Origin of the sequence: Marinitoga aeolica (genome assembly GCF_029910535.1) — a bacterium.
Lineage (GTDB): Bacteria > Thermotogota > Thermotogae > Petrotogales > Petrotogaceae > Marinitoga > Marinitoga aeolica.
Genome location: NZ_CP069362.1, coordinates 595,411 through 620,584, shown reverse-complemented (window position 1 = coordinate 620,584; position 25,174 = coordinate 595,411). Strand labels below are relative to the sequence as shown.

The window sequence follows — 25,174 nt, the reverse complement described above, 5'->3', positions numbered from 1 at the left end:
AATATATTATAATTAGTTATAATATGTTTTAATTGTATTGTAAAATAAATAAACTATAATTTTAGTAGATTACAAATATATTATAACATAGGGGGGTAAAAAGATGAAAAAGGTATTTTTAATTTTTGTATTATTGATAATGATGATTAATGTAGGAACTGCGGCGAAGTCAGTATTCTCGTTGGATATAGTTATTCCTACCCTTAATGATGTGACAGGAAGATTTGATGGAATTTTATCTTTTAAAGATGTTTCCAATATTAAATATGGTTTTGATTCAGGTTTTTCCTTTCCGTTTATCAAATATTATTTATATGATTTAAAAGGGACATTTGATTTTAGTACGTTGATAGATACTGTGGATTATAACACGAAATTTTCTATAATGGCAACATTTGGAAAGAGAGAAGCGTCAATTATTATTGAACAGCCAGTATCATCTAATTTGGATTTTTCGACAAAGTATGGCATAAAATTCTTTTTAGAAAATTTTGGGGGTTATATGATAATTGAAACAACATTGAAGGAACTATATATTGGATTTACATATTAAGAAGGTGATTATGTGTTTAAAATTTTAGTAGTAGAAGATGATAAAAGTATTTCGAGATTATTGGAATTAGAGTTAAAGCACGAGGGATTTCAGGTTGAAATAGCTAATGATGGTAAGGAAGGCTTGGAAAAATATGAATTATTTAAACCAGATATAATAATTTTAGACTTAATGTTACCAGAAATTGATGGGATAGAAGTTGCAGAATCAATAAGAGGTTATGATCACAATGTTGGAATAATAATGCTTACAGCAAGAGGGGATGTAAGTTCAAGGGTTGAAGGGTTAAAAACTGGTGCTGATGATTATGTTGTAAAACCATTTGAAATAGAAGAGCTTTTAGCCAGAATAGAAGCACTGTTAAGAAGATTGGGGAAACATGAAGTTTTAATAGCTTCTAATATAGAAATTGATTCCGAAAAAATGGAAGTTAAAGTAAATGGAAAAGAAATAAATTTGACACTTACTGAGTTTAACTTGTTGAAATATTTGATAATTAACAAAAATAATGTTATTTCAAAAGAAAAATTACTTGAAGAAATATGGGGATATGATGATCCTGAAAATATTAATTTGGTAGAAGTTTATGTTAATTATTTAAGAAAAAAATTAGGTAATGAAGGGAAAAAAATAAAAACAGTGAGAGGTGTTGGTTACGTTTTTAAAGAAGAGTAAAAAAAGTGTTGTTGTAAATCTTACAATTATATATACAATGGTAATGATGGTTGTTTTATTGGCAATTATTTTTTCATTAAGATATTTTGTTGAAAGAATATCTGTAAGATCTTATGCTGTTATATTAAAACAGCAGATAGAAAAGATTTCTCAACCGTTTCCGTCTGAAAGAATGGGAGTTATGATGAGAAATATGAATGTATTAAAGGATTCTGAAAGACTAAAAAATAGTATAATATCAAATAAAGTAGTGATTTTAGATGGTATTGTATTAAATGATCCATATGGCATTGTAAATGATGAAATTTATCATATAAAAAAAGATTTTGCGGTTTATAAAAAAGATGGGTTATATTATATTTTTATTAAAACCAGAATTTTTGGAGATTCTAATTTAATAATAGGTGGACCTTCATTAGAATATACGGCTTTACTTGGAACATTTAATTTATTATCTTTTAGACTTAGTTTGATAAGTGTTTTAATTTCTATTTTTATTTCTTATTACTTTGCAAAACAGTCTTTGAAACCTTTATTGGAAATATCAAAAGAAATATCCGAAATAAATGTAGAAAGTTTGGATAAAAGAATACCAGAACAAAAATTTATAGAATTTCATACATTAACAAAAAATATTAATTCAATGTTAGAAAAGATAAATAAAGGGTATGAATTACAAAAACAATTTGTTTCTGACGTATCTCATGAGTTAAGAACTCCTTTAACCTCAATAGTTGGATATATTAAATTAATTGAGAGATGGGGAAAGGAAGATGAAGAGGTTTTTTATGAATCATTGAATAATATGAAAGAATCATCTAATTATTTAAAAGAAATGGTAGAGAATTTATTATTATTGACTAAAGCAGATGAAGAAATAAAATTTGAAAAAGTAAATTTGAAAGAAGTAATAGAAAAGATTATAGGAATTTATAAAAATGAAAACATAAAAATAAATACAGAATTAAAAGATATATATATAAATACTAATAAAGATTATCTGAGCATATTACTTAAGGTTATTATTGAAAATGCTATAAAATATACTAAATTAAATAATGAAAATGAAATTTTTATAAAATTATTAGACAATTCTATTGAAATTATTGATAAGGGGCCTGGGATTGCAAAGGAAGAAATACCTAAAATATTTGAGAGATTTTATAAATCTGATAAATCTCGTTCAACAAAAGGTTTTGGTTTAGGATTGTCTATTGCTAAAAGGATAAGTGAGAAAATTAAGGTGAAAATAGAGGTTATAAGTGATATGGGCAAAGGTAGTACATTTAAGATTAAATTTTCTTAAATATTTTGATTTTTTAAAGAATTTGGTGTATAATGTATAGTAAAAAGAGGTGAGAATATGAGAAGTATGACAGGTTACGGGAGAATAGAGGAAAATATCGAGAATTATAGTTATACAGTAGAAATAAAATCATTAAATGGGAAACACTTAAACATAAAAACAAATTTACCATGGATATATTCGTCTTTAGAGTTAAAGGTGAATGATATTTTAAAAAAACATTTTAAAAGAGGATCCCTAAATGTATATATAGATATCAGACTATTACAGCCAAAAGATATAATAAAAATAGATAAAGCACTTGCAAAATCTTACTATGATGCATTAAATGAGCTTGCACAATATCTTCATTTAAGTGATTTACCTAACCTTGATTTGCTGATTAAATTTAAAGAGATAATGAGGTATTCAATTGATGAAAAAGATTTAGAATATATATGGAATGGGTTGGAAAAAGTATTGTTGAAAGCAATTAGTAAAACGATAGAAACGCAAGAGTCTGAAGGAGAAAAAATATATAAGGTTTTAATGGGATATGTTGATAAAATAGAAGAAATTACAATTCAAATAGAAAAGCATTCTTCTAAAATGAAAGAATATTATAAAGAAAAATTAAAAGAATCATTAAAAGATCTGGATTTAGAAATAGATTATAATAAAGAAAGATTAGAATATGAGATAGCACTTATATTGGAAAGAGGAGATATTACAGAAGAAATCGATAGGTTGAAAATGCATGTGAAAAAATTTAGAGAAGTTTCTTCATCAAATTTGGAGTCATTGGGACAAAATCTTGATTTTTTGGCTCAAGAGATGCATAGAGAATTTAATACAATAGCTTCAAAATCCAAATTAAAAGAAATAACAGCATTATCTATTGATGGTAGATTACATGTGAATAAAATAAAAGAGCAGGTACAAAATATTCATTAATAATAAATTTATTATCGGAGGTGTAAGTTGTGTACGGTTTAATAAATATTGGTTTTGGTAATGTCGTTATTGGTGATAGGGTAATCGCTATTGTTAATCCTGAATCATCGCCATTAAAAAGATTAAAGGATATAGCAAAAGAAGAAGGTAAATTAATAGATGCAACATATGGAAGAAAGACAAGAGCTATAGTGATTACAGATAGCAATCATATTATTTTAAGTGCTATTCAACCAGAAACTATAAGTGGAAGATTTATGCAGAATTTCTATGATGTTGAGAGTGCGTTGGAAAAAATAAGGAGAGAGGTATATTCTAAATGACCAAAGGTATTCTTTACGTAGTGAGTGGCCCAAGCGGTGTAGGGAAATCTTCAATTATAAAAAATGCAATGTCAAAATTAGAAGGATTTTCTTTTTCTATATCATATACAACAAGACCACCGAGACCTGGTGAAAAGGATGGGAAAGATTATTTTTTTATTGATGAGAAAACATTTGATAAAATGGTTGAAAATGATGAATTTTTAGAATATGCTGAAGTTCATGGTCATAAATATGGAACTTCTAAAAAGTACATAAAAGATAAAATTAATGAAGGGATGAATATCGTTTTAGATATTGATGTTCAAGGAGCTTTGAACGTTGTAAAAAAAATGCCTAAAGAAACAGTTTTAATTTTTATAGCACCGCCATCTTATTCTGAATTAAAGAAAAGACTTATGAATAGAGGAACAGAAAAAGAAAAAGACCTAAAAATTAGGTTGGCAGATGCGAAATGGGAACTTTCAAAAATCAATGAATTTGATTATTTAATAGTAAATGAAGATTTGAACGAAGCAATAAATCAATTAATATCTATTTTTATTGCTGAACAGATAAAAACAGAAAGAGTAACAGAACACCTTGGGAAATATTCATTTTTTAAATTTGAGGAGGAATAAACATGTCGATGGATTTCAATTATGATGAAATTATGAAAAAAGTAGGATTTAAATATGTTGTTCCTATTATGGTTGCTAAAAGGGTTCAAATTTTGAAAGAAGAAGGATTTGATGCAACCGCGAAGCCACTTGTTAAAACTTCTGACAATAATTTAGTTACAATAGCTTTTAAAGAAATTGAAAAGGGCCATGTGAGATTAAAAAATAAAGATAAACTCGAGGAATATAAGCCTGAGGTGAAATAACTTGAAAAAAATTTTTCTTTCCTTATTTCTTTTGTTTGGGTTAGTAATCTTTTCTATTAATTTTGATATAGGAATGACTATATTGACGGGTGAAAATAACTGGAATATGGCATTAATGTTAGGGCTTGAAGAGAGCAATTTTGAATTTTCCAGTGATATAACTTATGTTAGTACACCCTCTTTTAATTTCTTGACAGTAATAGATGTTAGTACTTCTATTTTACAGATAAACAATAACAGTAATATTGATTTTGGTATCGCATGGTTTAATGATAGAATAACTAAAGAAGCTACTGAAAATAGAAGTATCTTTTTGATGTATTCAGGATTAAAATTAAAAGAAAAAAACTTTTCTATAAAAGCAGGATTTGGATATCCATTATCTCAAAAAGAGTATTCTACAAATCTTGTAGATTATATGTTTTTTAAGATAACATATATAGTTCCACCACCAGAAGATTTTATTGATGATTTAAAAATTCAATTTCGATTTTTAAATGGAAGAAAAGATTTTTCACTATTCTTTTCGGAGCCAATAGGATGAAAAAAGGATATCTTATGTTAGAAACATCAATATCATTAATTTTAATTTCAATATTATCTATAATTGTCCTTGCTTTATTTGCAAGGACAATTATTATGTTTAAACAAATTTTATATATAAATTTTAATATAATAAATATAGAAAATAGCATTGTAAATGTATTTCGATTTTTTAGAGATGATATAAAAGTTGAAACAGTTGATTTTAAAGATGTAGGATATAAAAAATATTTTGAATTTGAACGTAAAAATGGAGAAAAATTACAAATAGAAAAATATTCAAATTATTTAAAAATGGTATTTGTAGATGAATATAATAGAAAAACATATGAATATTTATATATAGGCAAAAATGTTGATATAGAAAAAGAGGATAAAATATTAAAATTTCAACTAGAAAATTATGGATTAAATATTTATTCTGAGGAGTGGTAAAATGTCAAATCCAATTATAGAAGCATATAAGATTTTACAGGAAAAAATAAGACATGATAATATGAGACTCTATCTCGAATTATTAGAATCTAAAGTTTCAACTGTAAAAGCTAAATCTATACAGGAATTATCTAAACAAAAGGTAGAAATTACACATATGCATGAAATGTTAAAAGATAATAGTCCTGATGTAAGACTATCTGCATTAAAATATCTTGAAAAATTAGGAAGATTGGATTGTGAAATATTAAAAGATTTGTTTACTGATATATCACCGTCAATAAGGAAAGAAGCAATAAGACTTTATTTATCTTTAGGTTGTGAAGATTTTGGAAGTTTATACCCATTAGCTAAAGATCCTGATTTTAAAGTAAGATTCCAATTAGTAAACTCGTTTATAGAATTTTATCCTGAAGATTTGGATAAAATTAGTGATAAATTTAAAGATGATCCTAACCCACAAATAAAAATTTTAATAAGTGGGTTTGATAATATTAGTGAGATTATATTATCAGAAGAAGTTCCTTTATCATTGAAAAAATTAATATTGAAGCGATATTTTGAATCAAATGATTCTGTAACTGTCTATAATACATTTAATGAAATTTATATAAATGCAGATAAACAAATAAAATTATTATTAATAAAATATATTTCAGGATTACCTTGCGAAATTTCAAAAACATTTTTTACAAAAAATATAGATGAAGAAGATGATATAGAAATATTATTTGAATTAGTTAATAAAGGTAAAAAAATTTGTGGGAATGATATAGTGCAGGATTGGGTTGTAGATAAGTTCATTAATTCTGAAATATCAAAAATAAAGAATTTTGGTTTTAGATTAGCAATGGAAAAGGATGATATGAATTATGTTGACTATGCAAGAACATTATTGGATGTTGTGGAAGATGAATTATTAGCTGGGGCTGTTTCATACCTTTTACATTTTCTTGATTATACACTTCTTGAAAAAGTGCCAGAATTTTTAGAATCATTATCTGTAAAAAGAAAAAATTATGCTTTACAGATAATAAAAAAACTAAAAGCAGAACAATTTCTTATGGAAGTAGCTAAAATTGCTGAAAATAAAATGTATCCATTAAATTTGAGGAAAAATGCTTTGAGTATATTGAAAATATTAAAAGCAAATAATTTTTGGGAAATACCATATAACATTTTAAAAGATGAAAGTGAAAATGGAAATTTAAAATTAACAGCATTAACAACATTATTAAAATTAAATCCTGAGGTAGTACCAAGTGTTCTTGAATGAATTATTTCCAAACAAATGTATGGTTTGTGGTAAAAATATAAATTTTAGAAAATTAATTTGCGAGTCTTGTGAAGACTCGCTTTTTCAGTCTTCATTTATAAATAAAAATAATAAAATAATTTATTTTGCAGGATTATATGAAGAACCACTATCAAGACTTATTAAAGAATTTAAATTTAAGCAAAATACACATTTTGCAAATATTTTTGCAAAATTAATATACAAAACATATAAATATTATAATATTGAATTTAATGATCTTCCAGAAATATTGTATATACCATCAACAAAAAAGCATTTAAAAATAAGAGGGTACAATCCTGTTTATTTAATAGCAAAAGAATTTTCCAAAATTACAGGATTCCCATTAAGAAAAAATTTAAAAATACAAAAAGGATATTCAAAAGCTCAAGTTGAAACAAAATCATACTTTGAAAGGACACAGCAAGTGAAGAATAAATTTATTTTTGAAGGGAATAGTAATAAAAACAAAAGATACATATTAATAGATGATGTTTATACCACTGGAGCAACTATCAGAGAAGCGATTAATATTATAGAAGGGGAAGTTATTCCTATTATTCTTTGCAGAAATGTAAAAAATGTATAACCTTTAATAAATATGAATTCATGTTATTATTATTAAATAAATAAGATTAGGATTAAAATACTTTTTATTTTTACTGTTTGCTAAAAAAAAATATATGATACAATTTAAAAGGTTGGAAAAAATTAATTGGGGGTTGAATTATGATAATTGACAAGAAACTTTCCAGGCTTTTAGAAAATGAGGAACCAAGTATTCAGGAATTAAGAAACATAGCAAAGAATATGGGTATTAAGCTGAAAAGATCAATGAGAAAAAAAGATATAATAAAGGTAATTAAAAATAAATTATTGCAGCTAAAAGAAGAAGGTTTAATAACAGATACAACTAACCAATTATCATATCAAATGCCAAAAATTAGCAGGATAGATTTAGTAGAGAATAAAAATGAACTACTTAATGAAAATTTACTTGTAATAACTAGTGTTAATGCAAACTGGATATTTGCATTCTGGAACTTTTCAAAAGAATTATTGAAGAAAATAAATAAAATACCAGAAAATGCCAAAATGATTATGAGATTTTATGATATAACCAATAAAGATTTTCCAATTGATGAGGCAAATAGGATTTATGAATCTATTAATGATTTAAGAGAATATAAAAGTTATTATTTTTTTGTGCCATCCTCAAATACAGAATATATAGGAGAAATAGGATATTTAGATTATGATAAGAATTTTATACCATTGATTAGAAGCAATAAATTAAAGATGCCTTCTGACAACTTGAATATTTCAGAAAATATAATTTTTTACGATGTAAAAACATCTAAAAAGAAAAAAATAAGAAAAAAAGTAAATATTAATATTATAGAAAAAATTCCTAGCATAGCAAATGGTAATATGACGTTACCTCAATTAGGAGATAGACCACCAATATCTGGTGGAGGATCTTTTGTGTGGAATTTGTATTCCTTAAACAGGGGGATAAAAAAATGAATAAAGGAAAAATACTTTTTGTGTTACATTCACACTTACCATATGTTAGACATCCGGACTATGAAGAATTTATGGAAGAAAGATGGTTATTTGAAGCTATAACAGAGACTTATGTTCCTCTCATTAGAATGTTTAAAAATCTTGAAAGAAAAGAAATTGATTTTAAATTAACTATGAGTTTTTCTCCAACTTTAATTGAAATGTTGAATAGTATAGATTTACAGGAGAAATATATTAGATATCTAAAAAAAATTATCGAATTGTCAGAAAAAGAATACGAAAAAACTAAGGATGAAGAATTAATAAAACATAAAATGGCAGATTATTATAAAAATAATTTTAAAGAGATTTTGGAAATTTTTGAAAAAGAATACAATAAAAATATATTAAATGCTTTTAAAGAATATGAAGAAAAAGGTTACTTAGAGCTAATTACAACGTCAGCAACTCATGCGGTATTGCCATTGTATTCAGAATATCCAGAAGTTATAAAAATGCAAATTAAATATGGATTAGAAACATTTAAAAAATTTTTTGGACATTATCCTAAAGGTTTTTGGTTACCGGAAATGGGGTATTATGAAGGGCTTGATAATTATTTAAAAGAATTTGGCCTTGAATACTTTTTTGTTGAAAAAGAAGGATTAATATATGGAAATCCATATCCAATTTATGATGTATATAATCCTGTTATTACCAATTCGAAAATGTTTGTTTTTTCAAGAGATAAGGAAAATAATATAGAAATTTTTGATACAGAATCAGGATATTTAAATGACCCAAGATATAGAGAATTTTATAGAGATATAGGATTTGATAGAGACTATGAATATATAAAAGATTATATTGATAAAAGTGGTGTAAGATGTAACACTGGAATAAAATATCATAAGATTACAGGTAAAGACAAAGAGCTGTACGATAAATTATTGTATGATATTGATGAAGCATATGCTGCAGTGAAAGAGGATGCAGATGATTTTGTTCAAAAAAGAGTAAATCAGTTAAGGAAATTAAATGAAAAGTATCCAGGATTAAATCCTGTTATGACATATGCTTTTGATACAGAATTTTTTGGACATTGGTGGTATGAGGGCATCATGTTTTTAGAAAAAGTAATAGAATATGTGTATAATTCTAATAATATTGAATTAAAACATCCGCAAAATATTTTATCTGAAATAGAGGAAGTTCAGATGATGACACCAGCAAAATCTTCATGGGGAATAAATGGTTTTTTTGAAGAATGGATAAATGGCAATAATGATTGGATATATCCAGCTATTTATGAAATGGTAGAAATATTGAAAAAGAAAATTAATAAAAAATGGAATGAACAGGAAAAAAATATTATATTATTGATGATAAAAGAGCTAATGCTGGCACAATCAAGTGATTGGGCATTTATTATAAGTTCGGGTACAACAGTAGAATATGCAGTTAACAGAATAAAAACACATGTGAAACGTTTTTTTGAACTTAATGCAATGCTTGAGAGTGGAAAAATCGAAAAAAATAAGTTAAAATATTATATGTGGGTGGATAAAATTTTTGATAACATTGATTATAGTGACATTATGTGATCAATATTTGAAAGGAGGGCATAAGAGTGCCAGAAAAATATTTTGAAATCAGATGGCATGGAAGAGCTGGTCAAGGAGCAAAAAGTGCTTCACAATTCTTGACAGAAGCAGCCGTAGAAGCAGGAAAATATTCTACAGCATTCCCTGAATATGGTGCTGAAAGATCAGGAGCACCGATGAAAGCATTTAACAGAATTGCAGATGTTCCAATTAGAATAAGAAGCGGTATTGAAAATCCAGATGTTGTTGTTGTATTTGATGACACGATGTTAGGATTACCAGATTTAACTGCAGGATTAACAGAAGACAAACTTATGTTGGTTAACACAGTTATGTCTCCTGAAGAAGTAAGAGAAAAAACAGGATTCAAAGGAAAAATATATACAATTCCAGCAACAGACATTGCATTAGAAGAAATTAAAAGAGGTATTCCAAATACCGTTATGATTGGTGCTTTGGTTAAATTAACACACGTTGTTCCTCTAGAAGTAGTTAAAGAAAAAGTTAAGAAAACATTCGAGAAAAAATTTGGACCTGAAGTAGTTGAAGCAAATATTAGAGCAGTTGAAAGAGGTTATCAGGAGGTGAAAGGCGATGCCTAAATATGATAGCTGGAAAGAAATGCCAATTGCTGGAGTAATAGATAAACCAGCTACAGCAAGGGAATACAATACAGGTACATGGAGAATAATGAGACCTATTGTAGATAAAGATGCATGTATAAATTGTATGCAATGTTGGTTATATTGTCCAGATATGGCAATTAATGGTAAAGTAAAAGAAGATGGAAAAACAGAAATGCTAGGTTTCGATTATAATTACTGTAAAGGTTGTGGAACCTGTGCAGAAGTATGTCCTGTAAACGCAATTACAATGAAACCTGAAACGGAATTTTTAAAATAAGGAGGTTGAGTATAAATGCCTACAAAGTTAGCAATTACTGGTGCAGCTGCAGTTGCTCATGCAATGAGACAAATTAATCCAGATGTTGTAGCTGCATATCCAATAACACCACAAACTCCAATAGTTGAATATTTTGCACAATTTGTTGCAGATGGAGTTGTAGATACAGTAATGGTACCAGTTGAATCAGAACATTCAGCAATGAGTGCTGTTGTTGGGTCAGCAGCAGCTGGTGCAAGAACTATGACAGCAACAGCAGCTAATGGTTTAGCATTAATGTTTGAAATTGTATATATAGCAGCATCAATGAGGTTACCTATTGTTATGCCTATAGTTAATAGGGCATTATCAGGACCTATCAATATCCATGGTGATCATTCAGATGCATATGCAGTAAGAGATTCAGGATGGATTCAATTATTCAGTGAAAATTCTCAAGAAGCATATGATATGACAATTATTGCAACAAAATTAGCTGAAAGGGAAGAAGTTTTAACTCCTGCTATGGTTAACTTAGATGGATTTATTACATCTCATGGGGTTGAGGGTGTAGAAATATTAGATGATGAAGTAGTAAGAGAATTTGTTGGACAATGGGAACCAAAATATCCATTATTAGATATTGATAATCCTATTACACATGGTCCATTAGATCTATTTGACTATTACTTTGAACACCATAGACAACAACAAGAAGGTTTAAAAAATGCATATAAAGCATTACCAGAAGTATTTGCAGAATATGAAAAAATTTCAGGAAGAAAATATGACTTCTTAGATTTATATAGAATGGAAGATGCAGAATATGTAATGGTAGTTATGAATTCTGCAGCATCAACAGCTAAATATGTAGTTGATGAATTAAGGGAAAAAGGCATAAAAGCTGGATTAGTAAAACCATGGGTATTTACACCATTCCCTAAAAAAGAAATTTTAGAAGCTCTTGATGGTAGAAAAGCAGTTATGGTACTTGATAGAGCAATGTCATTTGGTAAAGAAGCACCATTATATTCATTAGTTAAATCAGCATTATACGAAGCAAAGGAAAGACCAATGATGGGAACTTATGTATATGGTTTGGGTGGAAGAGACGTTACACCAACAATGCTACATGTTCCATTTGAAGACGCAATTAAAGGTGAATTGGATCCAAACGAAGAAAGATATCTTGGTTTAAAAGAATAATGGAGGTGAATAATAGTGCCTGTAAATATGAAACAATTAATTAATTTGGTAGAAAAAGAAGATTGGCCATTTACACAAGGACATAGATTATGTCCAGGATGTAATGCGCCAATGGTTGCAAAATGGGCAACAATGACAGCAAAAGCTTTAGGATATGAGCCAGTAGTAGGTGCAGCAACTGGATGTTTAGAAGTTTCTACAACAATATATCCATTTACAGCTTGGAATATTCCTTATATACACAATGCTTTTGAAAATGTTGCAGCAACAATTTCTGGTGCAGAAGCAGCATATAGATCATTGAAAAATAGAGGAAAATTGAAAACAGATAAACCAATTAAATTTATTGCATTTGGTGGAGACGGTGGAACATATGATATTGGTCTTCAATCATTATCAGGAGCTGTAGAAAGAGGACACGATTTCTTATACATCTTATATGATAATGAAGGTTATATGAATACAGGTAACCAAAGATCAGGTTCTACACCTCCAGGTGCAGATGCAACAACTGAACCTGTTGGAAAAGTAAAAACTGGTAAAGTACAATTCAAGAAAAATATTGTTGAAATAATTGGAGCACATGAAAATGTTTATGCAGCAACAGCTTCAACATCAGATCCATTTGATTTTATGGCAAAAGTTGAAAAAGGTTTAAAACATGAAGGACCAGCATTTATTGCTGTATTAGCTCCTTGTGTAAGATTTTGGAGAATTCCTGAAAGCACAGGACCTAAAGTTACAAAATTAGCTGTAGAAACAAAATATTGGCCATTATATGAAATTGATAGAGGAGTATACAAGATTACAAGAAAACCAAGAAACTTTAAGCCAATAGAAGAATACATAAAATCAATTGGAAGATTTAGAAAAGCATTACAACATCCAGAATACAAAGAAATGATTGAAGAAATGCAAAAATATGTAGATACAAGATGGGAAAGATTGTTAAAGTTAGAGGAAGTAACAAAAGGTATGTATTTAAGATAATAAAAAACAAAAACCGGGGATTCCCCCGGTTTTTAGACTATTATAATATGCAGGAATAGAGGGGGTTTTTAGATGAGAGACTGGTTTGTTAAATGGGAAAAGACAATTGTAATTATAATTGTAGTATTATTCACAGCTGGTATTGTTTGGTGGTCAATTGCGGCATATTTAGGTGCATCCAAAGCAAAAGCAACTTCCAATAAACCATCAAAAGATAATGCAGTAGCTATTATTACAAAAGATGGAACAGAATTAGATTACCCATATTGGATAATGGATTATGAAGTAAATGATGAAGTTTCACAAATGAGACAACAATATACATCATATGGTCAAAAATTAGATCCTGTATTTGATGAGTTAATGCTATCATATACTGCAGCAAAACAGTTATTCGACATAAAAGTAATTGAATATTATGCTGAAAACAATGGATTGATGCCAACTGATAAAGAAGTTGAAGAAGCATTTGATAAATATATTGATGATCAAATAGCAAAATTAAAAGAAAATCCTGATAACTGGAAAAAATATTTAGATTATTACAAAAGTGAAGATAATTTAAGAAACTTGATTAAAGCGAACTATAAAAATGCATATAAAACACAATTTATCCTTGATAGAGTAAAAAATAGTGTTTCAAATATATCCAAAGAAGAAGGTTTAAAATATTTAAAAGATAATTTTAATGATTTAAAAAGCAAATACGAAGAAGTAAAAGCACAACATATTCTTGTATCAGATGAAGCCACTGCTAATAAAATAATGGAAATGATAAAAAATAAAGAAATTACATTTGAAGATGCTGCAAAAAAATATTCGAAAGATACTTCAAATGCAACAAGTGGTGGAGAATTAGGATGGTTTAAACACAATACAATGGTAAAAGAATTCGAGGATGCATCATTTAATGCTACGGTAGGAGAATTAGTAGGCCCAGTAAAAACTAATTATGGATATCATATAATTAGAGTACAGGATAAAAAAGTATTTAATAAGCCAGAAGACATTATGGATAAATATCCAGAAATATATTCTGAGATTGAAAAAACTTTAAAAAATGATAAATTTGTTTCCTGGTTAAAAGAATACAAAGAAAAAGAAAAATTAGGATTGAATTTTCTTGATGAAGATTTAAAAGCATATGATGAATATAATGAATTGTCAAAATCAAAAGATGAAAATAAAATAAGAGAATATATATCTTCAATTGAAAAGATAGTATTTGACAATGGAGAATTAGCTGTTGATGCATCTGCTAACGAAATGGCACTGTATATAAATGCTACTAATTTATTAAAAAGTATTTTAAGTGAAAGATTAGATAAATTCACAAAATATTTAACATTAAAAGATGATGTTGATGAAAATATTCTCAAATTAGGTATTGACGAAATAAATAAAAAATATGATGAAATTAGTGCTAAAATGAAAAATGTATCTGGAGAAGAATATACAAAATTATTAAAAGAAAGATTTAAATACGAAGATGCAAGAGATTTCTTAAATCTCAAAAATGAATTAAAAGGATATACAGATGAAGAAATAGTAAAAGGTAAAACAGAATTGCAAAAGGAATTAGATGAATTAAAATCAAAAAGAATAAAAGTATTAGATGAATTATTTGCAGAATATCCAAGCTCAACAAAAACAATTGATTATTATTATCAGGAAGCACCTGAAAAACCTGAAGTTGCTTTAAAATATTCAGAGAATAAAATAAACACATATAAACAATATTTAAAATATATCGATGCAAATGCTATGTTCCAATATTTTGGACAGCAATTAAGAGAAATAAGCTTTAATTTAAATAGAGTGGCTTTCTCAAAAGCATCAACAGAAACAAGAATAGAAGCATTAGAAACATTAATTGATTTCAATGACACATTCTCTCAAGATAAATTTTCAAAAATAGGATATTTAGAGGAAATTAAGAAACTTGATCCAAAATATCCTGGAATAGATAAAATGATTGCTGATGCAGAAAAGGAATATCAAGAATCAAAAAATGCAACAACAACAGAAGCAACTACAACAAATAAATAATATAATAAAAAACAGAGAGCTTAAAAAGGCTCTCTGTTTTTTATTTGTGAAAATTTACAAAGTGAAAAAATACTCATTAATAACTTGTTAATGAGAATAATCGTGAATAATTTCATTTAATTGAATATAAATACATTTGTTATTTTTTTAATTTAAGAGTAATATATAATTGAGGGGGTGAATATTATGGAAAAATTTTATGAAAAAACCTTATTAGAAGAGCTTCATGATATTCAAGATACATATGGATATATACCAGAAGAACAAATTATTAGAATTGCTAAGTCGAGGAATATGCCGAAATCGCAGTTATATGGAGTTATTTCATTTTATTCGATGTTTCATGTTGAACCCAGAGGAAGGTATATTATAAGGGTTTGCGATAGTTTATCCTGTCATTTAAATAATGCGGAAAATGTTGTAGAAACGATAAAGGAATATTTGGGAATTGAGTCGGGTGAAACAACGGCTGATAAAAAATTTACTCTGGAAATTGTAGAATGTTTAGGGCATTGTGGAGAAGGACCAGTTATGTTAGTAAATAATAAAGTTTATACTAAATTAACTCCACAACAAGCCATTTCTATTCTAAAAGAATGTATATAAGGTGGTGGGATTGATGTTAGAAGAAAAGATCTTTTTAAAATCAGATGTTGAAAAGACAATGGATAATTATGAATTTTTGGGGTTAAAAAAATCATTGGAAATGAAATCTGAAGATATTGTGAAAAAAATAACCGATTCTGGTTTAAGAGGAAGAGGAGGAGCTGGATTTCCAACAGGTAAAAAATGGGAATTTGCTTTAGCTCAAAAAAATGATGTGAAATTTTTAATATGTAATGCTGATGAAGGTGAACCTGGAACATTTAAAGATAGATTTTTACTAGAAAATATGCCATTTAAAGTATTGGAAGGAATAATAATAGCAGCATATGCTGTTAAAGCAAATTTTGGATATATATATATTAGAGGAGAATATTCAAAAGCAATAGATATTTTTGAAAAGACTATAAAAGAAGCATATCATAGAGGTTTACTTGGTAAAAATATCTTGGGTAGCAATTTTAATTTCGAATTAAGACTTATTAAAGGTGCAGGTGCATATGTTTGTGGAGACGAAACATCTTTAATTAATTCAATTGAAGGGAAAAGAGGCTTTTCAAGAATAAAACCTCCATATCCTGTTCAAAGAGGGTTGTATGATAAGCCTACTGTAGTAAATAATGTAGAAACTTTAACAACAGTAGCAGAAATAATGAAGTATGAAGATAATATTTTTGCAAAATTAGGTACAGAGAAAAGCAGAGGAACAAAATTAGTTTCAATTAGTGGAGATGTCAAATTACCCGGTATTTATGAAATAGAATTTGGTAGTGGAACATTAAAAGATATTATTGAATTGGCTGGTGGAACAAAGGATGAATTAAATTTTGTTGTTCCAGGCGGGTTGGCAACATCAATATTAAAATATGATGAAATTAATATTCCATATACATATGAGGATTTAGAAAATGCAGGTTCATCAGTAGGATCTGGTGGAATGATAGTTGTATCACAAAAACATGATTTAATAGATATTTTATTGAATGTTTCTGATTTCTTTGTAAAAGAGACATGTGGAACATGTTTTCCATGTAGAGAAGGCAATAGAAATATAAAAGAAATATTATTAGAATTGAAGAAAAAAGGCTACAAAGAAGAATATAAAAAGATAATAGGTGAATTGAGGGAAGCTATATTACTTGCTGCTAGATGTGGATTTGGGCAATCTTCAGTTAACTTTATTTATTCTGTGCTGGATAAATTTTTTTATGAAGAGGTGAGATAGATGAAATCTATCTCTAAAATAAAAATAGGAATTTTTTTAAAATTATTTTTTTCACCGGAGGTGAGATAGATGAAAATTACTATTAATAATAGGGAATATAATATGCCAGAAAATATATCTATTTTAGAAGCGGTAAAAAAAGCTAATATAAAAATACCAACACTATGTTATATAGAAGGTAAAGAACCATATGGAGGATGTAGATTATGTGTTGTTGAAGTTGAAGGTTCAAAAACGTTAGTGCCATCTTGCGCAGTAAAAATTAGTGAAGGAATGAAAATAAAAACACATTCCGAAAAAGTAAGAAAAGTTAGAAAAACAATAATGCAGTTGATAGTAGCTTCACATGGTATAAGTTGCGAATTAAATTGCTTGACATGTCCTAAAGCTACAAGTTGTGAATTGAAAACAATAGCAGAAGAGATAGGAGTAACAAAAATAAATATACCCCCAGTAGAAAAAAACTTACCTACCGATTTTTCGAGTTATTCCATAGTTAGAGAGCCAACAAAATGTATTGTGTGTGGAAGATGTATTAGAACATGTTCTGAAGTTCAAAGTGTTAATATATTTACATTTGCAAATAGAGGACCAAATACAATAGTAACAACATTTATGGATGAAGGTATGGGAAATGTTGATTGTACAAATTGTGGTCAATGTGTTATGAATTGCCCGACAGGTGCTTTGCATGAAGTATATCATATTGATGGAGTATGGAAAGCAATTAATGACCCAGAAAAAATTACTGTTGTACAAACAGCACCTGCAGTTAGAGTGGCTATTGGAGAACCATTTGGACTGGAACCTGGGACTATTTCTACTGGAAAAATGGTTGCGGCTTTAAGGTTATTAGGTTTTGATAAAGTTTTTGATACCAATTTCACTGCTGATTTAACTATAGTGGAAGAAGGAACAGAATTTATCCATAGGTTTAAGGAAGGTGGAAAGCTGCCATTATTTACATCATGTAGTCCTGGATGGATAAAATTTATTGAACATAATTATCCTGAATTTTTACCACATCTTTCTTCTGCAAAATCACCACAACAAATGTTTGGAGCAGTTGCAAAACATTATTATGCAAAAAAATTAGGTGTTCCTAAAGAAAAATTAGTAGTTGTTTCTATAATGCCATGTACTGCAAAAAAATATGAAATGCATAGACCAGAATTAGCTGGCGATGTTGATTTTGTATTAACCACAAGAGAGTTAGCAAAGATGATAAAAGAATCAGGAATAGACTTTAAAAATCTTCCTGAAGAAGAATATGACGATCCATTTGGAATATCAACAGGTGCAGGAGCAATATTTGGAGCATCAGGTGGAGTTATGGAAGCAGCTTTAAGAACTGCATACGAGATATTAACAGGAAAGGAACTTGAAAAATTAGACTTTACATCGGTAAGGGGTTTAGCAGGAGTAAAAGAAGCAGAAGTTGAAATTAATGGAAAAATAATAAAAGTTGCCGTTGTCAATACATTAGGAAAAGCAAGACAATTACTTGAAAAGATGAAAAATGGCGAAGTAGAATATCACTTTGTTGAATTTATGGCATGTCCTGGTGGATGTATAGGTGGTGGAGGACAGCCAATTCCAACTACAGAAGAAGTGTTGCTTAAGAGAATGGAAGCAATATATGAAATTGATTATGATTCAAAATTAAGGAAGTCTCATGAAAATCCAGCTGTTAAAAAGTTATATGAAGATTTTCTTGAAGAACCAAATAGTGAAATTGCGCATCATTTGCTACATACGCATTATGTGGCTAGAAATTAATAATAATACGAGTTTACAAAAAATATGCTTTTAAATGGCTCCGTATCATCGGAGCCATTTATTGTTTAATATAAGATATTACAAAAAAAGCTATTAAGAGGGAATAATTAAATATTATTGATTATATTCATTTGCAAAAAGGTTTAAATAAGGTTTAATTTAAGTATAAAATAATGTAAAATTTAATACAGATGAAAAAATAAAAAAACAAGGAGGATAGGAATGGGAAAATATAAATTACGATGTATTACTTGTGGGAAAATATATGAGTCATCTGAGGTTGAATATACATGTCCTAAATGTGGTAATAGGATGGGAACGTTAGAGGTTATATATGATTATGAAAATATAAAAATTTATAGGGAAGAATTTTCAAAATATGAAAATATATGGCAATTTGAGAAAATTTTACCAATTGAAAAAGGAAGCTACAGAACACCTTTGCATGTTGGAGGGACACCACTTTATAATACTCCTTCGTTAGCAGAAGAATTGGGAATAAAAGAATTAGTTATCAAATATGATGGAACAAACCCAACAGCTTCTTATAAAGATAGAGCATCGGCTATAGCTATCACAAAAGCATATGAAAAAGGTTACGATACAATATATTGTGCTTCAACTGGAAATGCTGCGAGCTCTCTTGCAGGATTAAGTGCACCTACAAAATTAAAAACCTTTATATTTCTTCCAGCTTCAGCGCCAATTGCAAAGATTTCCCAACTGTTTATATATGGTGCAAAAGTAATTCCTATAGATGGAAGTTATGACGAAGCTTTTGATATTTCTATGAAAATAGGTGAAGAAAAGGGATGGTATTGCAGAAACTCTGCAATAAATCCTTATTTACTTGAAGGTAAAAAGACCGGGGCATTAGAAATAGCAATTCAAAATAATTGGAATATTCCAGATTATCTTTTAGTTAGTGTTGGTGATGGAACTGTTATTAGCTCTTTTTATAAGGGTTTTTATGATCTTTATCAATTAGGGTTAATAGATAGAATACCTAAAATAATAGGTGTTCAAGCAAAGGGGGCCTCAGCAGTAAAAAGAGTTTTTGACAAAGGAGAACCATTTTTACCTGATGATATAGAGACGAATACCATTGCTGATAGTATAAGTGTTGGAAAACCACGAGATGTGATAAAAGCATGTAAATATGTAAAAGCAAGTGGAGGATATTTTATTTCTGTTTCTGATGAAGAAATATTAAGTGCAATATATGAATTATCCTTAAAAACAGGAATATTTGGTGAACCTGCAGGTGCAACATCGTATGCAGGGCTAAAGAAAATTGCTAAAAAACTCGGTAAAGAAGCTAAAGTAGCAATTGTTATTACTGGAAATGGATTAAAAGATATAAAAGCAATAGAAAAATTTGTTAAATTAAGAAAAATAAAACCAGACTTAAAAGCAGTTAGAGAGGTGATTGAAGAATATGAAAATTAAATTCAAATTAAATGGAAAAAATGTTGAATATGATGTTCAAGAATATAAAAGAGCTCTTGATTTTTTGCGTGATGATATGAGAATGACTTCTGTAAAGGAAGGATGTGGAGAAGGTGAATGTGGTGCTTGTACCATAATCTTAAATGGAAAAAATGTAAATTCATGTATGGTTTTAGCTGTTGAATTGGATGGTCAGGAAGTATGGACTTTAGAAGGTTTAAATGAAAAAGGAGAAACCTATATTCAGGAATCATATGTGGAAAAAGGAGCTATTCAATGTGGGTTCTGTACCCCTGGATTTATAATGTCAACAAAGGTATTATTAGATAATAATCCGAATCCATCTGATGAAGATATAAAAAATGGGTTAGAAGGGAATTTATGTAGATGCACAGGATATACCAAAATTATAGAAGCTGTGAAATTAGCTGCTACAAAACGAGGTGATAATAATGAAATTTAAATATTTTAAACCTCATACAATAGATGAAATTAGTGAATTAAAATCAAAATACGATGCCAAATTATTATCAGGTGGAACAGATTTAATGGTAAAAATGAGAGCTAAGGTATGTAAGCCAGAAATTATTATAGATACAAAAGGTTTAGAAAAAAAAGAAATAGAATTTAAAGATGGGAAAGTTGTTATCCCAATAAATACTACATATAGTGATTTAACAGAAAATAAAGAATTTATCAAGAAGTATCCTATGATAGTTGAAATAATAAATAAAATAGGTTCCCCACAAATCAGGAATAGAGCTACGCCTATCGGTAATATTGCAAATGCCTCACCGGCTGGAGATTTTCTTCTTGCAGCATATTTATTTAGAGGATATGCTGAAATAAAACCATCCAATAAAAAAATAAAAATTTCTAAATTGGTAACAGGACCTGGAAAAATAGCTCTAAAACCAGAAGAATTTATAAATTCAATTGAACTTAGAGATAGAAGCGAATATAAATATTATTATGAAAAAGTTGGAAAAAGAAATGCCATGAATATTTCAGTAATTAGTATAGGTGTACTGTTAAAACTTGATAATGGTATTATAGATGACATAAAAATTGCCTATGGTTCAGTTGGACCAACAGTAATGAGATTTAAAGATGTAGAAAAAGAAATGATCGGAAAGTCTTTTTCAAAAGAGACATTTGAAAGATTTGGAGAAATATATATGAAAAATATAAATCCTATAACAGATGTAAGAGCTACTGCGGAATATAGAAAAAAAATGGTGAAAAATTTATTAGTTAAAGCTTATTATAATTTTAATAGGGAAGGGTGATAGGTGTGATTGAAATTAAAGAATATTATAGGGCCAAAAGTGTTGAAGAAGCTTATGAGAAATTGATGAATGTTGAAGGGGCAGAAATTATTGGAAGCGGAGCTTTTATGAGGCTTTCATCAAGAAAAATTAATCTTGCAATTGATCTGCAAGAGGCAGGATTAAATTATGTAAAGATAGAAAATAATGAAATAAGAATAGGTGGTGCAACAACATTAGGTGAAATTGAAAAAAATGAAATAATAAAAGAATCTTTTAATGGAGAATTGGTTAAAGCATTACAGGCAATATGGTCTGTTCAATTAAGAAATATAGCAACTATAGGTGGAACGGTATTTCCAAGATTAGGTTTTTCTGATTTGATTACAGTGTTATTAGCTTTAAATACAGATATAGTTTTATATAATAATGGAAGAATGCCATTAGAAGTTTTTTTAGAAGAAAAAATAAGAAAAGACATTATAGTAGAACTGATAATAAAAAAAGAAAATAGAAAATTGTCATTTCAATATATGAGAAATTCTTTTTATGATTTTTCAATATTAAATGCAGCTGTTTCGGTTGATGAAAATAAGGATTTTAGAATAGCAATTGGAGCAAGACCAGGTGTTGCTTCTTTAGCTAAAAAAGCTATGGGATATTTAAAAGAAAATGATGATATTGAAGAAGGAGCAAAAATTGCAGCAGAAGAAATGACGTATGGTTCTAATATTAAAGGTTCAAAAGAATATAGAGAAATGATTGCACCTGTTCTTGTAAGAAGAGGGTTAGAGGAGGTTTTAAAATGAAAATAGCATTAACAATAAATAATGTAAAAAAAGAAGTAGAAATATCCCCTTCAGAATTTCTTCTTGACGTTTTAAGAAGGCTTGATTATATGAGTGTAAAAAAAGGTTGTGATACAGGGACATGTGGTGTGTGTACAGTTCTGATGGATGGGAAACCCGTTTTGTCCTGCTCCGTTTTAGCAGCTTCAGCTGATGGACATGAAATAACAACAATTGAAGGGCTGTCAGAAGATCCGGAATTTAAAGCAATTTCAAACGCTTTACTTGAAGAAGGTGCAGATCAATGTGGTTTTTGTAGTCCGGGATTGATCTTGAATGTATATGCAATGAAAAAAGAATTAAAAAATCCAAGTGAAGAAGATATGAAAAAATATTTAGTTGGGAATTTGTGTAGATGTACAGGTTATGTTCCACAAATGAGAGCTATAAAAAAGTATTTTGAGGTGAAAGCATGAAAGAAGTAAAGAGTTCAATAAAAAAAGTTGATGGATATGGTTTAGTTAGTGGAAAACCGGTATATACAGATGACTTAGCACCTAAAAATTCATTGGTAGTAAAGATTTTGAGAAGTCCTCATGCATTTGCAAAAATAAAAAATATAGATACAACAAAAGCAGAACAATTAGATGGGGTAGAATGTATATTAACTTATAAAAATGTTCCTCGAAATATTTTCACAAGAGCAGGGCAGGGATATCCAGAACCATCTCCATATGATAAATATATTTTAGATGAATATGTTAGATATGTTGGTGATGAAGTAGCAGTTGTTGCTGCACGAGATGAATATACTGCTGAAAAAGCATTAGAGTTATTGGAGGTAGAATACGAAATTTTAGAACCTGTACTTGATTTTGAAAAAAGTAAAGGTTCTAAGTCAATTATTCATCCAGAAAAAGATTATCAAAGCGAAAGCTTTGTGAGTTCAGATCCTAAAAATAATATAGCAGCAACATATGAAATGAGTATAGGGGATATTGAAAAGGAAATAGAAAATTCAGATGTAGTTGTAAAGGATAGATTTTATACACAGGCTCAAGCACATGTTATGATGGAACCACATGCAGCTTATTCATATATGGATATGCAGGGGAGATTAGTTGTAGTTACTTCAACACAAGTTCCCTTTCATGTAAGAAGAATTTTAGCCAGAGCATTAGGATTGCCTATAAAAAAGATAAGGGTAATTAAACCTCGTGTTGGTGGTGGTTTTGGCGGTAAACAGGCTATCCATGGTGAGCCATATGTAGCATTAGTTACTTTAAAAACGGGTAAACCGGCAAAAGTTTATTATACAAGAAAAGAAGTTTTTGAATCTACTTATACAAGACATCCTATGCGATTCGACGTAACTATAGGAGCAGATAAAGATGGAAGAATAAAAGTTATAGATGTTAGAGGGTTGTCCGATACTGGAGCATATGGAGAACATGCTTTAACAACGTTCATGGTTGCTGGTTCTAAAGTATTACCAATGTATAATAAAGTAAAAGCCGTTAGATTTGGTGGAGATGTAGTATATACTAATCATCCTCCAGCAGGAGCATTTAGAGGATATGGAGCAATTCAAGCAAATTTTGCAATTGAATCCGCAATGGATATGTTAGCTTATAAATTGAATATGGATCCTGTAAAATTAAGAGAGATAAATATGATTAGGGAAAATGAGACATCTCCTATCTTCAAGATTATGGGTGAAGGTAGAGAAGGTGTAGATATGATAGTTAGAAGTTGTAAATTAGATGAATGTGTAGAAAAAGGTGCTAAAAAAATAGATTGGGAAAATAAATTTAAAACTAAAAAAGAAGGTAAAAAAGTTAAAGGTGTTGGAATGGCAATTGCTATGCAGGGTTCTGGTATTGCAAAAATAGATATGGGTGCAGCAACATTAAAATTAAATGAAGATGGCTCTTTTAATTTGTTAATAGGGGCTACTGATATAGGAACAGGAAGTGACACAATACTATCTCAAATAGCTGCAGAAGTTTTAAATGTTCCAACAGAAAATATAATACCGTACTCTTCAGATACAGATGTAACACCATTTGATGTAGGGGCATATGCATCATCTACAACATATGTATCAGGAAATGCAGTAAGAAAAGCAGCAGAAAAAATGAAAGAGGAAATAATAAAAGCAGGAGCAGAATATTTTGAGGTTCCAGTAGAAGAAGTTGAGTTTGATGGAAAGGAAATAAAAACAAAGGATAATAAAATTACTTTACAAAAATTGGCAGAAATTTTGTATTATAATGAAAATCAAAAACAATTAAGTGCTACGGGTTCTTATGTTGGTGAAGAATCACCACCGCCATTTATGGCTGGATATGCTGAAGTAGAAGTAGATATAGAAACAGGTAAAATAGATTTGTTAAATTATGTAGCTGTTGTTGATTGTGGGACTCCAATTAATCCAAATCTTGCAAAAGTTCAGGTTGAAGGTGGTCTTGCACAGGGAATAGGTATGGCAATGTATGAAGAAGTAAAATATGATAAGAATGGACGTTTATTAACAAATAATCTTTTAAACTATAAAATTCCATCAAGGGTTGATATTAAAAATCTTGAAGTTGAATTGGTTGATAGCTATGAACCAACAGGTCCGTTTGGTGCAAAAAGTGTAGGAGAAATTGGAATTGATACACCTCCAGCAGCAATTGCAAATGCGATTTATAACGCTGTGGGAGTTAGAATAAAAGATTTACCAATAACTCCAGAAAAAGTATTAAAAGCATTAAAAAATAAATAAAATAAAACTACGAGGCCATATTGGCCTCGTCGATTTTTGGAAAGTTTAAGGTATAAAGTAACTAAAAATACAAAAAAAACTTATTTCTGTAATATTTAATTAATATATCTAAGATATAATAATTT

General features: G+C 28.7%; 27 protein-coding genes. All 27 read left to right on the top strand.

Features of this window, described 5'->3' with window-relative positions; all coding sequences use genetic code 11:
* Positions 1–103 precede the first annotated feature (103 nt).
* The 27 genes from JRV97_RS03005 to JRV97_RS02875 all read left to right on the top strand — a co-directional run bounded on the left by JRV97_RS03005 (position 104) and on the right by JRV97_RS02875 (position 25,049).
* The gene (locus JRV97_RS03005; protein ID WP_281000056.1) at positions 104–553 is read left to right on the top strand and encodes a hypothetical protein; all 450 of its coding nucleotides are present in this window, start codon (positions 104–106) and stop codon (positions 551–553) included.
* Between the two features lie 12 nt (positions 554–565).
* Complete coding sequence (locus JRV97_RS03000) at positions 566–1,228, top strand: response regulator transcription factor (RefSeq protein WP_281000054.1); 663 nt, start codon at positions 566–568, stop codon at positions 1,226–1,228.
* Positions 1,203–2,534 carry a sensor histidine kinase gene (locus JRV97_RS02995; RefSeq protein ID WP_281000052.1) on the top strand — a complete coding sequence of 444 codons (1,332 nt, stop codon included), beginning with the start codon at positions 1,203–1,205 and terminating at the stop codon, positions 2,532–2,534. The genes JRV97_RS03000 and JRV97_RS02995 overlap by 26 nt, the downstream gene beginning before the upstream one ends.
* A 57-nt stretch (positions 2,535–2,591) precedes the next feature.
* On the top strand, positions 2,592–3,467 hold the full coding sequence (locus JRV97_RS02990; RefSeq protein ID WP_281000051.1) for a YicC/YloC family endoribonuclease: 876 nt from the start codon (positions 2,592–2,594) through the stop codon (positions 3,465–3,467).
* 29 nt (positions 3,468–3,496) lie between these two features.
* Positions 3,497–3,790 (top strand): DUF370 domain-containing protein, encoded by a 294-nt coding sequence (locus tag JRV97_RS02985; protein WP_014297016.1) that lies wholly within the window; start codon positions 3,497–3,499, stop codon positions 3,788–3,790.
* Positions 3,787–4,410, top strand: a complete 624-nt coding sequence (gene gmk / locus JRV97_RS02980; protein ID WP_281000045.1) for a guanylate kinase — start codon at positions 3,787–3,789, stop codon at positions 4,408–4,410. The genes JRV97_RS02985 and gmk overlap by 4 nt, the downstream gene beginning before the upstream one ends.
* A 2-nt stretch (positions 4,411–4,412) precedes the next feature.
* A complete protein-coding gene (locus tag JRV97_RS02975; protein ID WP_129409982.1) occupies positions 4,413–4,655 on the top strand; it encodes a DNA-directed RNA polymerase subunit omega in 243 nt (80 codons plus the stop codon).
* Between the two features lies 1 nt (position 4,656).
* Positions 4,657–5,199, top strand: coding sequence for a hypothetical protein (locus tag JRV97_RS02970; protein WP_281000042.1), 543 nt, complete (start codon positions 4,657–4,659; stop codon positions 5,197–5,199).
* Positions 5,196–5,633 carry a hypothetical protein gene (locus JRV97_RS02965; RefSeq protein WP_281000039.1) on the top strand — a complete coding sequence of 146 codons (438 nt, stop codon included), beginning with the start codon at positions 5,196–5,198 and terminating at the stop codon, positions 5,631–5,633. The genes JRV97_RS02970 and JRV97_RS02965 overlap by 4 nt, the downstream gene beginning before the upstream one ends.
* Before the next feature lies 1 nt (position 5,634).
* Complete coding sequence (locus tag JRV97_RS02960) at positions 5,635–6,909, top strand: HEAT repeat domain-containing protein (protein ID WP_281000037.1); 1,275 nt, start codon at positions 5,635–5,637, stop codon at positions 6,907–6,909.
* Positions 6,896–7,519, top strand: a complete 624-nt coding sequence (locus JRV97_RS02955; protein WP_281000035.1) for a ComF family protein — start codon at positions 6,896–6,898, stop codon at positions 7,517–7,519. The genes JRV97_RS02960 and JRV97_RS02955 overlap by 14 nt, the downstream gene beginning before the upstream one ends.
* Positions 7,520–7,659: 140 nt before the next feature.
* Complete coding sequence (locus JRV97_RS02950; RefSeq protein WP_281000033.1) at positions 7,660–8,457, top strand: DUF4912 domain-containing protein; 798 nt, start codon at positions 7,660–7,662, stop codon at positions 8,455–8,457.
* Entirely contained in the window at positions 8,454–10,040 is a 1,587-nt protein-coding gene (locus JRV97_RS02945; protein ID WP_281000031.1) for a glycoside hydrolase family 57 protein, read from the top strand. Before JRV97_RS02950 ends, JRV97_RS02945 begins: the two co-directional genes overlap by 4 nt.
* Before the next feature lie 26 nt (positions 10,041–10,066).
* Positions 10,067–10,642, top strand: a complete 576-nt coding sequence (locus JRV97_RS02940; RefSeq protein WP_281000029.1) for a 2-oxoacid:acceptor oxidoreductase family protein — start codon at positions 10,067–10,069, stop codon at positions 10,640–10,642.
* Positions 10,635–10,943, top strand: coding sequence for a 4Fe-4S binding protein (locus JRV97_RS02935; protein WP_281000027.1), 309 nt, complete (start codon positions 10,635–10,637; stop codon positions 10,941–10,943). Before JRV97_RS02940 ends, JRV97_RS02935 begins: the two co-directional genes overlap by 8 nt.
* A 15-nt stretch (positions 10,944–10,958) precedes the next feature.
* The gene (gene porA / locus JRV97_RS02930; protein WP_281000025.1) at positions 10,959–12,128 is read left to right on the top strand and encodes a pyruvate ferredoxin oxidoreductase; all 1,170 of its coding nucleotides are present in this window, start codon (positions 10,959–10,961) and stop codon (positions 12,126–12,128) included.
* 15 nt (positions 12,129–12,143) lie between these two features.
* On the top strand, positions 12,144–13,118 hold the full coding sequence (locus JRV97_RS02925) for a thiamine pyrophosphate-dependent enzyme (protein ID WP_281000024.1): 975 nt from the start codon (positions 12,144–12,146) through the stop codon (positions 13,116–13,118).
* A 72-nt stretch (positions 13,119–13,190) separates the two neighbouring features.
* Entirely contained in the window at positions 13,191–15,167 is a 1,977-nt protein-coding gene (locus JRV97_RS02920) for a peptidylprolyl isomerase (protein WP_281000022.1), read from the top strand.
* Between the two features lie 186 nt (positions 15,168–15,353).
* On the top strand, positions 15,354–15,773 hold the full coding sequence (nuoE, locus tag JRV97_RS02915) for an NADH-quinone oxidoreductase subunit NuoE (RefSeq protein WP_281000020.1): 420 nt from the start codon (positions 15,354–15,356) through the stop codon (positions 15,771–15,773).
* 13 nt (positions 15,774–15,786) lie between these two features.
* Positions 15,787–16,995 (top strand): complex I 51 kDa subunit family protein, encoded by a 1,209-nt coding sequence (locus JRV97_RS02910; protein WP_281000018.1) that lies wholly within the window; start codon positions 15,787–15,789, stop codon positions 16,993–16,995.
* 69 nt (positions 16,996–17,064) lie between these two features.
* Positions 17,065–18,774, top strand: a complete 1,710-nt coding sequence (locus JRV97_RS02905) for an NADH-dependent [FeFe] hydrogenase, group A6 (protein ID WP_281000016.1) — start codon at positions 17,065–17,067, stop codon at positions 18,772–18,774.
* A 222-nt stretch (positions 18,775–18,996) separates the two neighbouring features.
* Positions 18,997–20,223, top strand: a complete 1,227-nt coding sequence (gene thrC, locus JRV97_RS02900; protein WP_281000014.1) for a threonine synthase — start codon at positions 18,997–18,999, stop codon at positions 20,221–20,223.
* On the top strand, positions 20,213–20,686 hold the full coding sequence (locus JRV97_RS02895) for a (2Fe-2S)-binding protein (protein ID WP_281000012.1): 474 nt from the start codon (positions 20,213–20,215) through the stop codon (positions 20,684–20,686). The genes thrC and JRV97_RS02895 overlap by 11 nt, the downstream gene beginning before the upstream one ends.
* Complete coding sequence (locus tag JRV97_RS02890) at positions 20,676–21,512, top strand: FAD binding domain-containing protein (protein WP_281000010.1); 837 nt, start codon at positions 20,676–20,678, stop codon at positions 21,510–21,512. Before JRV97_RS02895 ends, JRV97_RS02890 begins: the two co-directional genes overlap by 11 nt.
* A gap of 5 nt (positions 21,513–21,517) precedes the next feature.
* Positions 21,518–22,300 (top strand): FAD binding domain-containing protein, encoded by a 783-nt coding sequence (locus JRV97_RS02885; protein ID WP_281000008.1) that lies wholly within the window; start codon positions 21,518–21,520, stop codon positions 22,298–22,300.
* Positions 22,297–22,755: a (2Fe-2S)-binding protein gene (locus JRV97_RS02880; RefSeq protein WP_281000006.1), complete on the top strand. Its 459-nt coding sequence runs from the start codon at positions 22,297–22,299 to the stop codon at positions 22,753–22,755. Before JRV97_RS02885 ends, JRV97_RS02880 begins: the two co-directional genes overlap by 4 nt.
* Complete coding sequence (locus JRV97_RS02875; protein ID WP_281000004.1) at positions 22,752–25,049, top strand: xanthine dehydrogenase family protein molybdopterin-binding subunit; 2,298 nt, start codon at positions 22,752–22,754, stop codon at positions 25,047–25,049. Before JRV97_RS02880 ends, JRV97_RS02875 begins: the two co-directional genes overlap by 4 nt.
* The last annotated feature ends 125 nt before the right edge of the window (positions 25,050–25,174 follow it).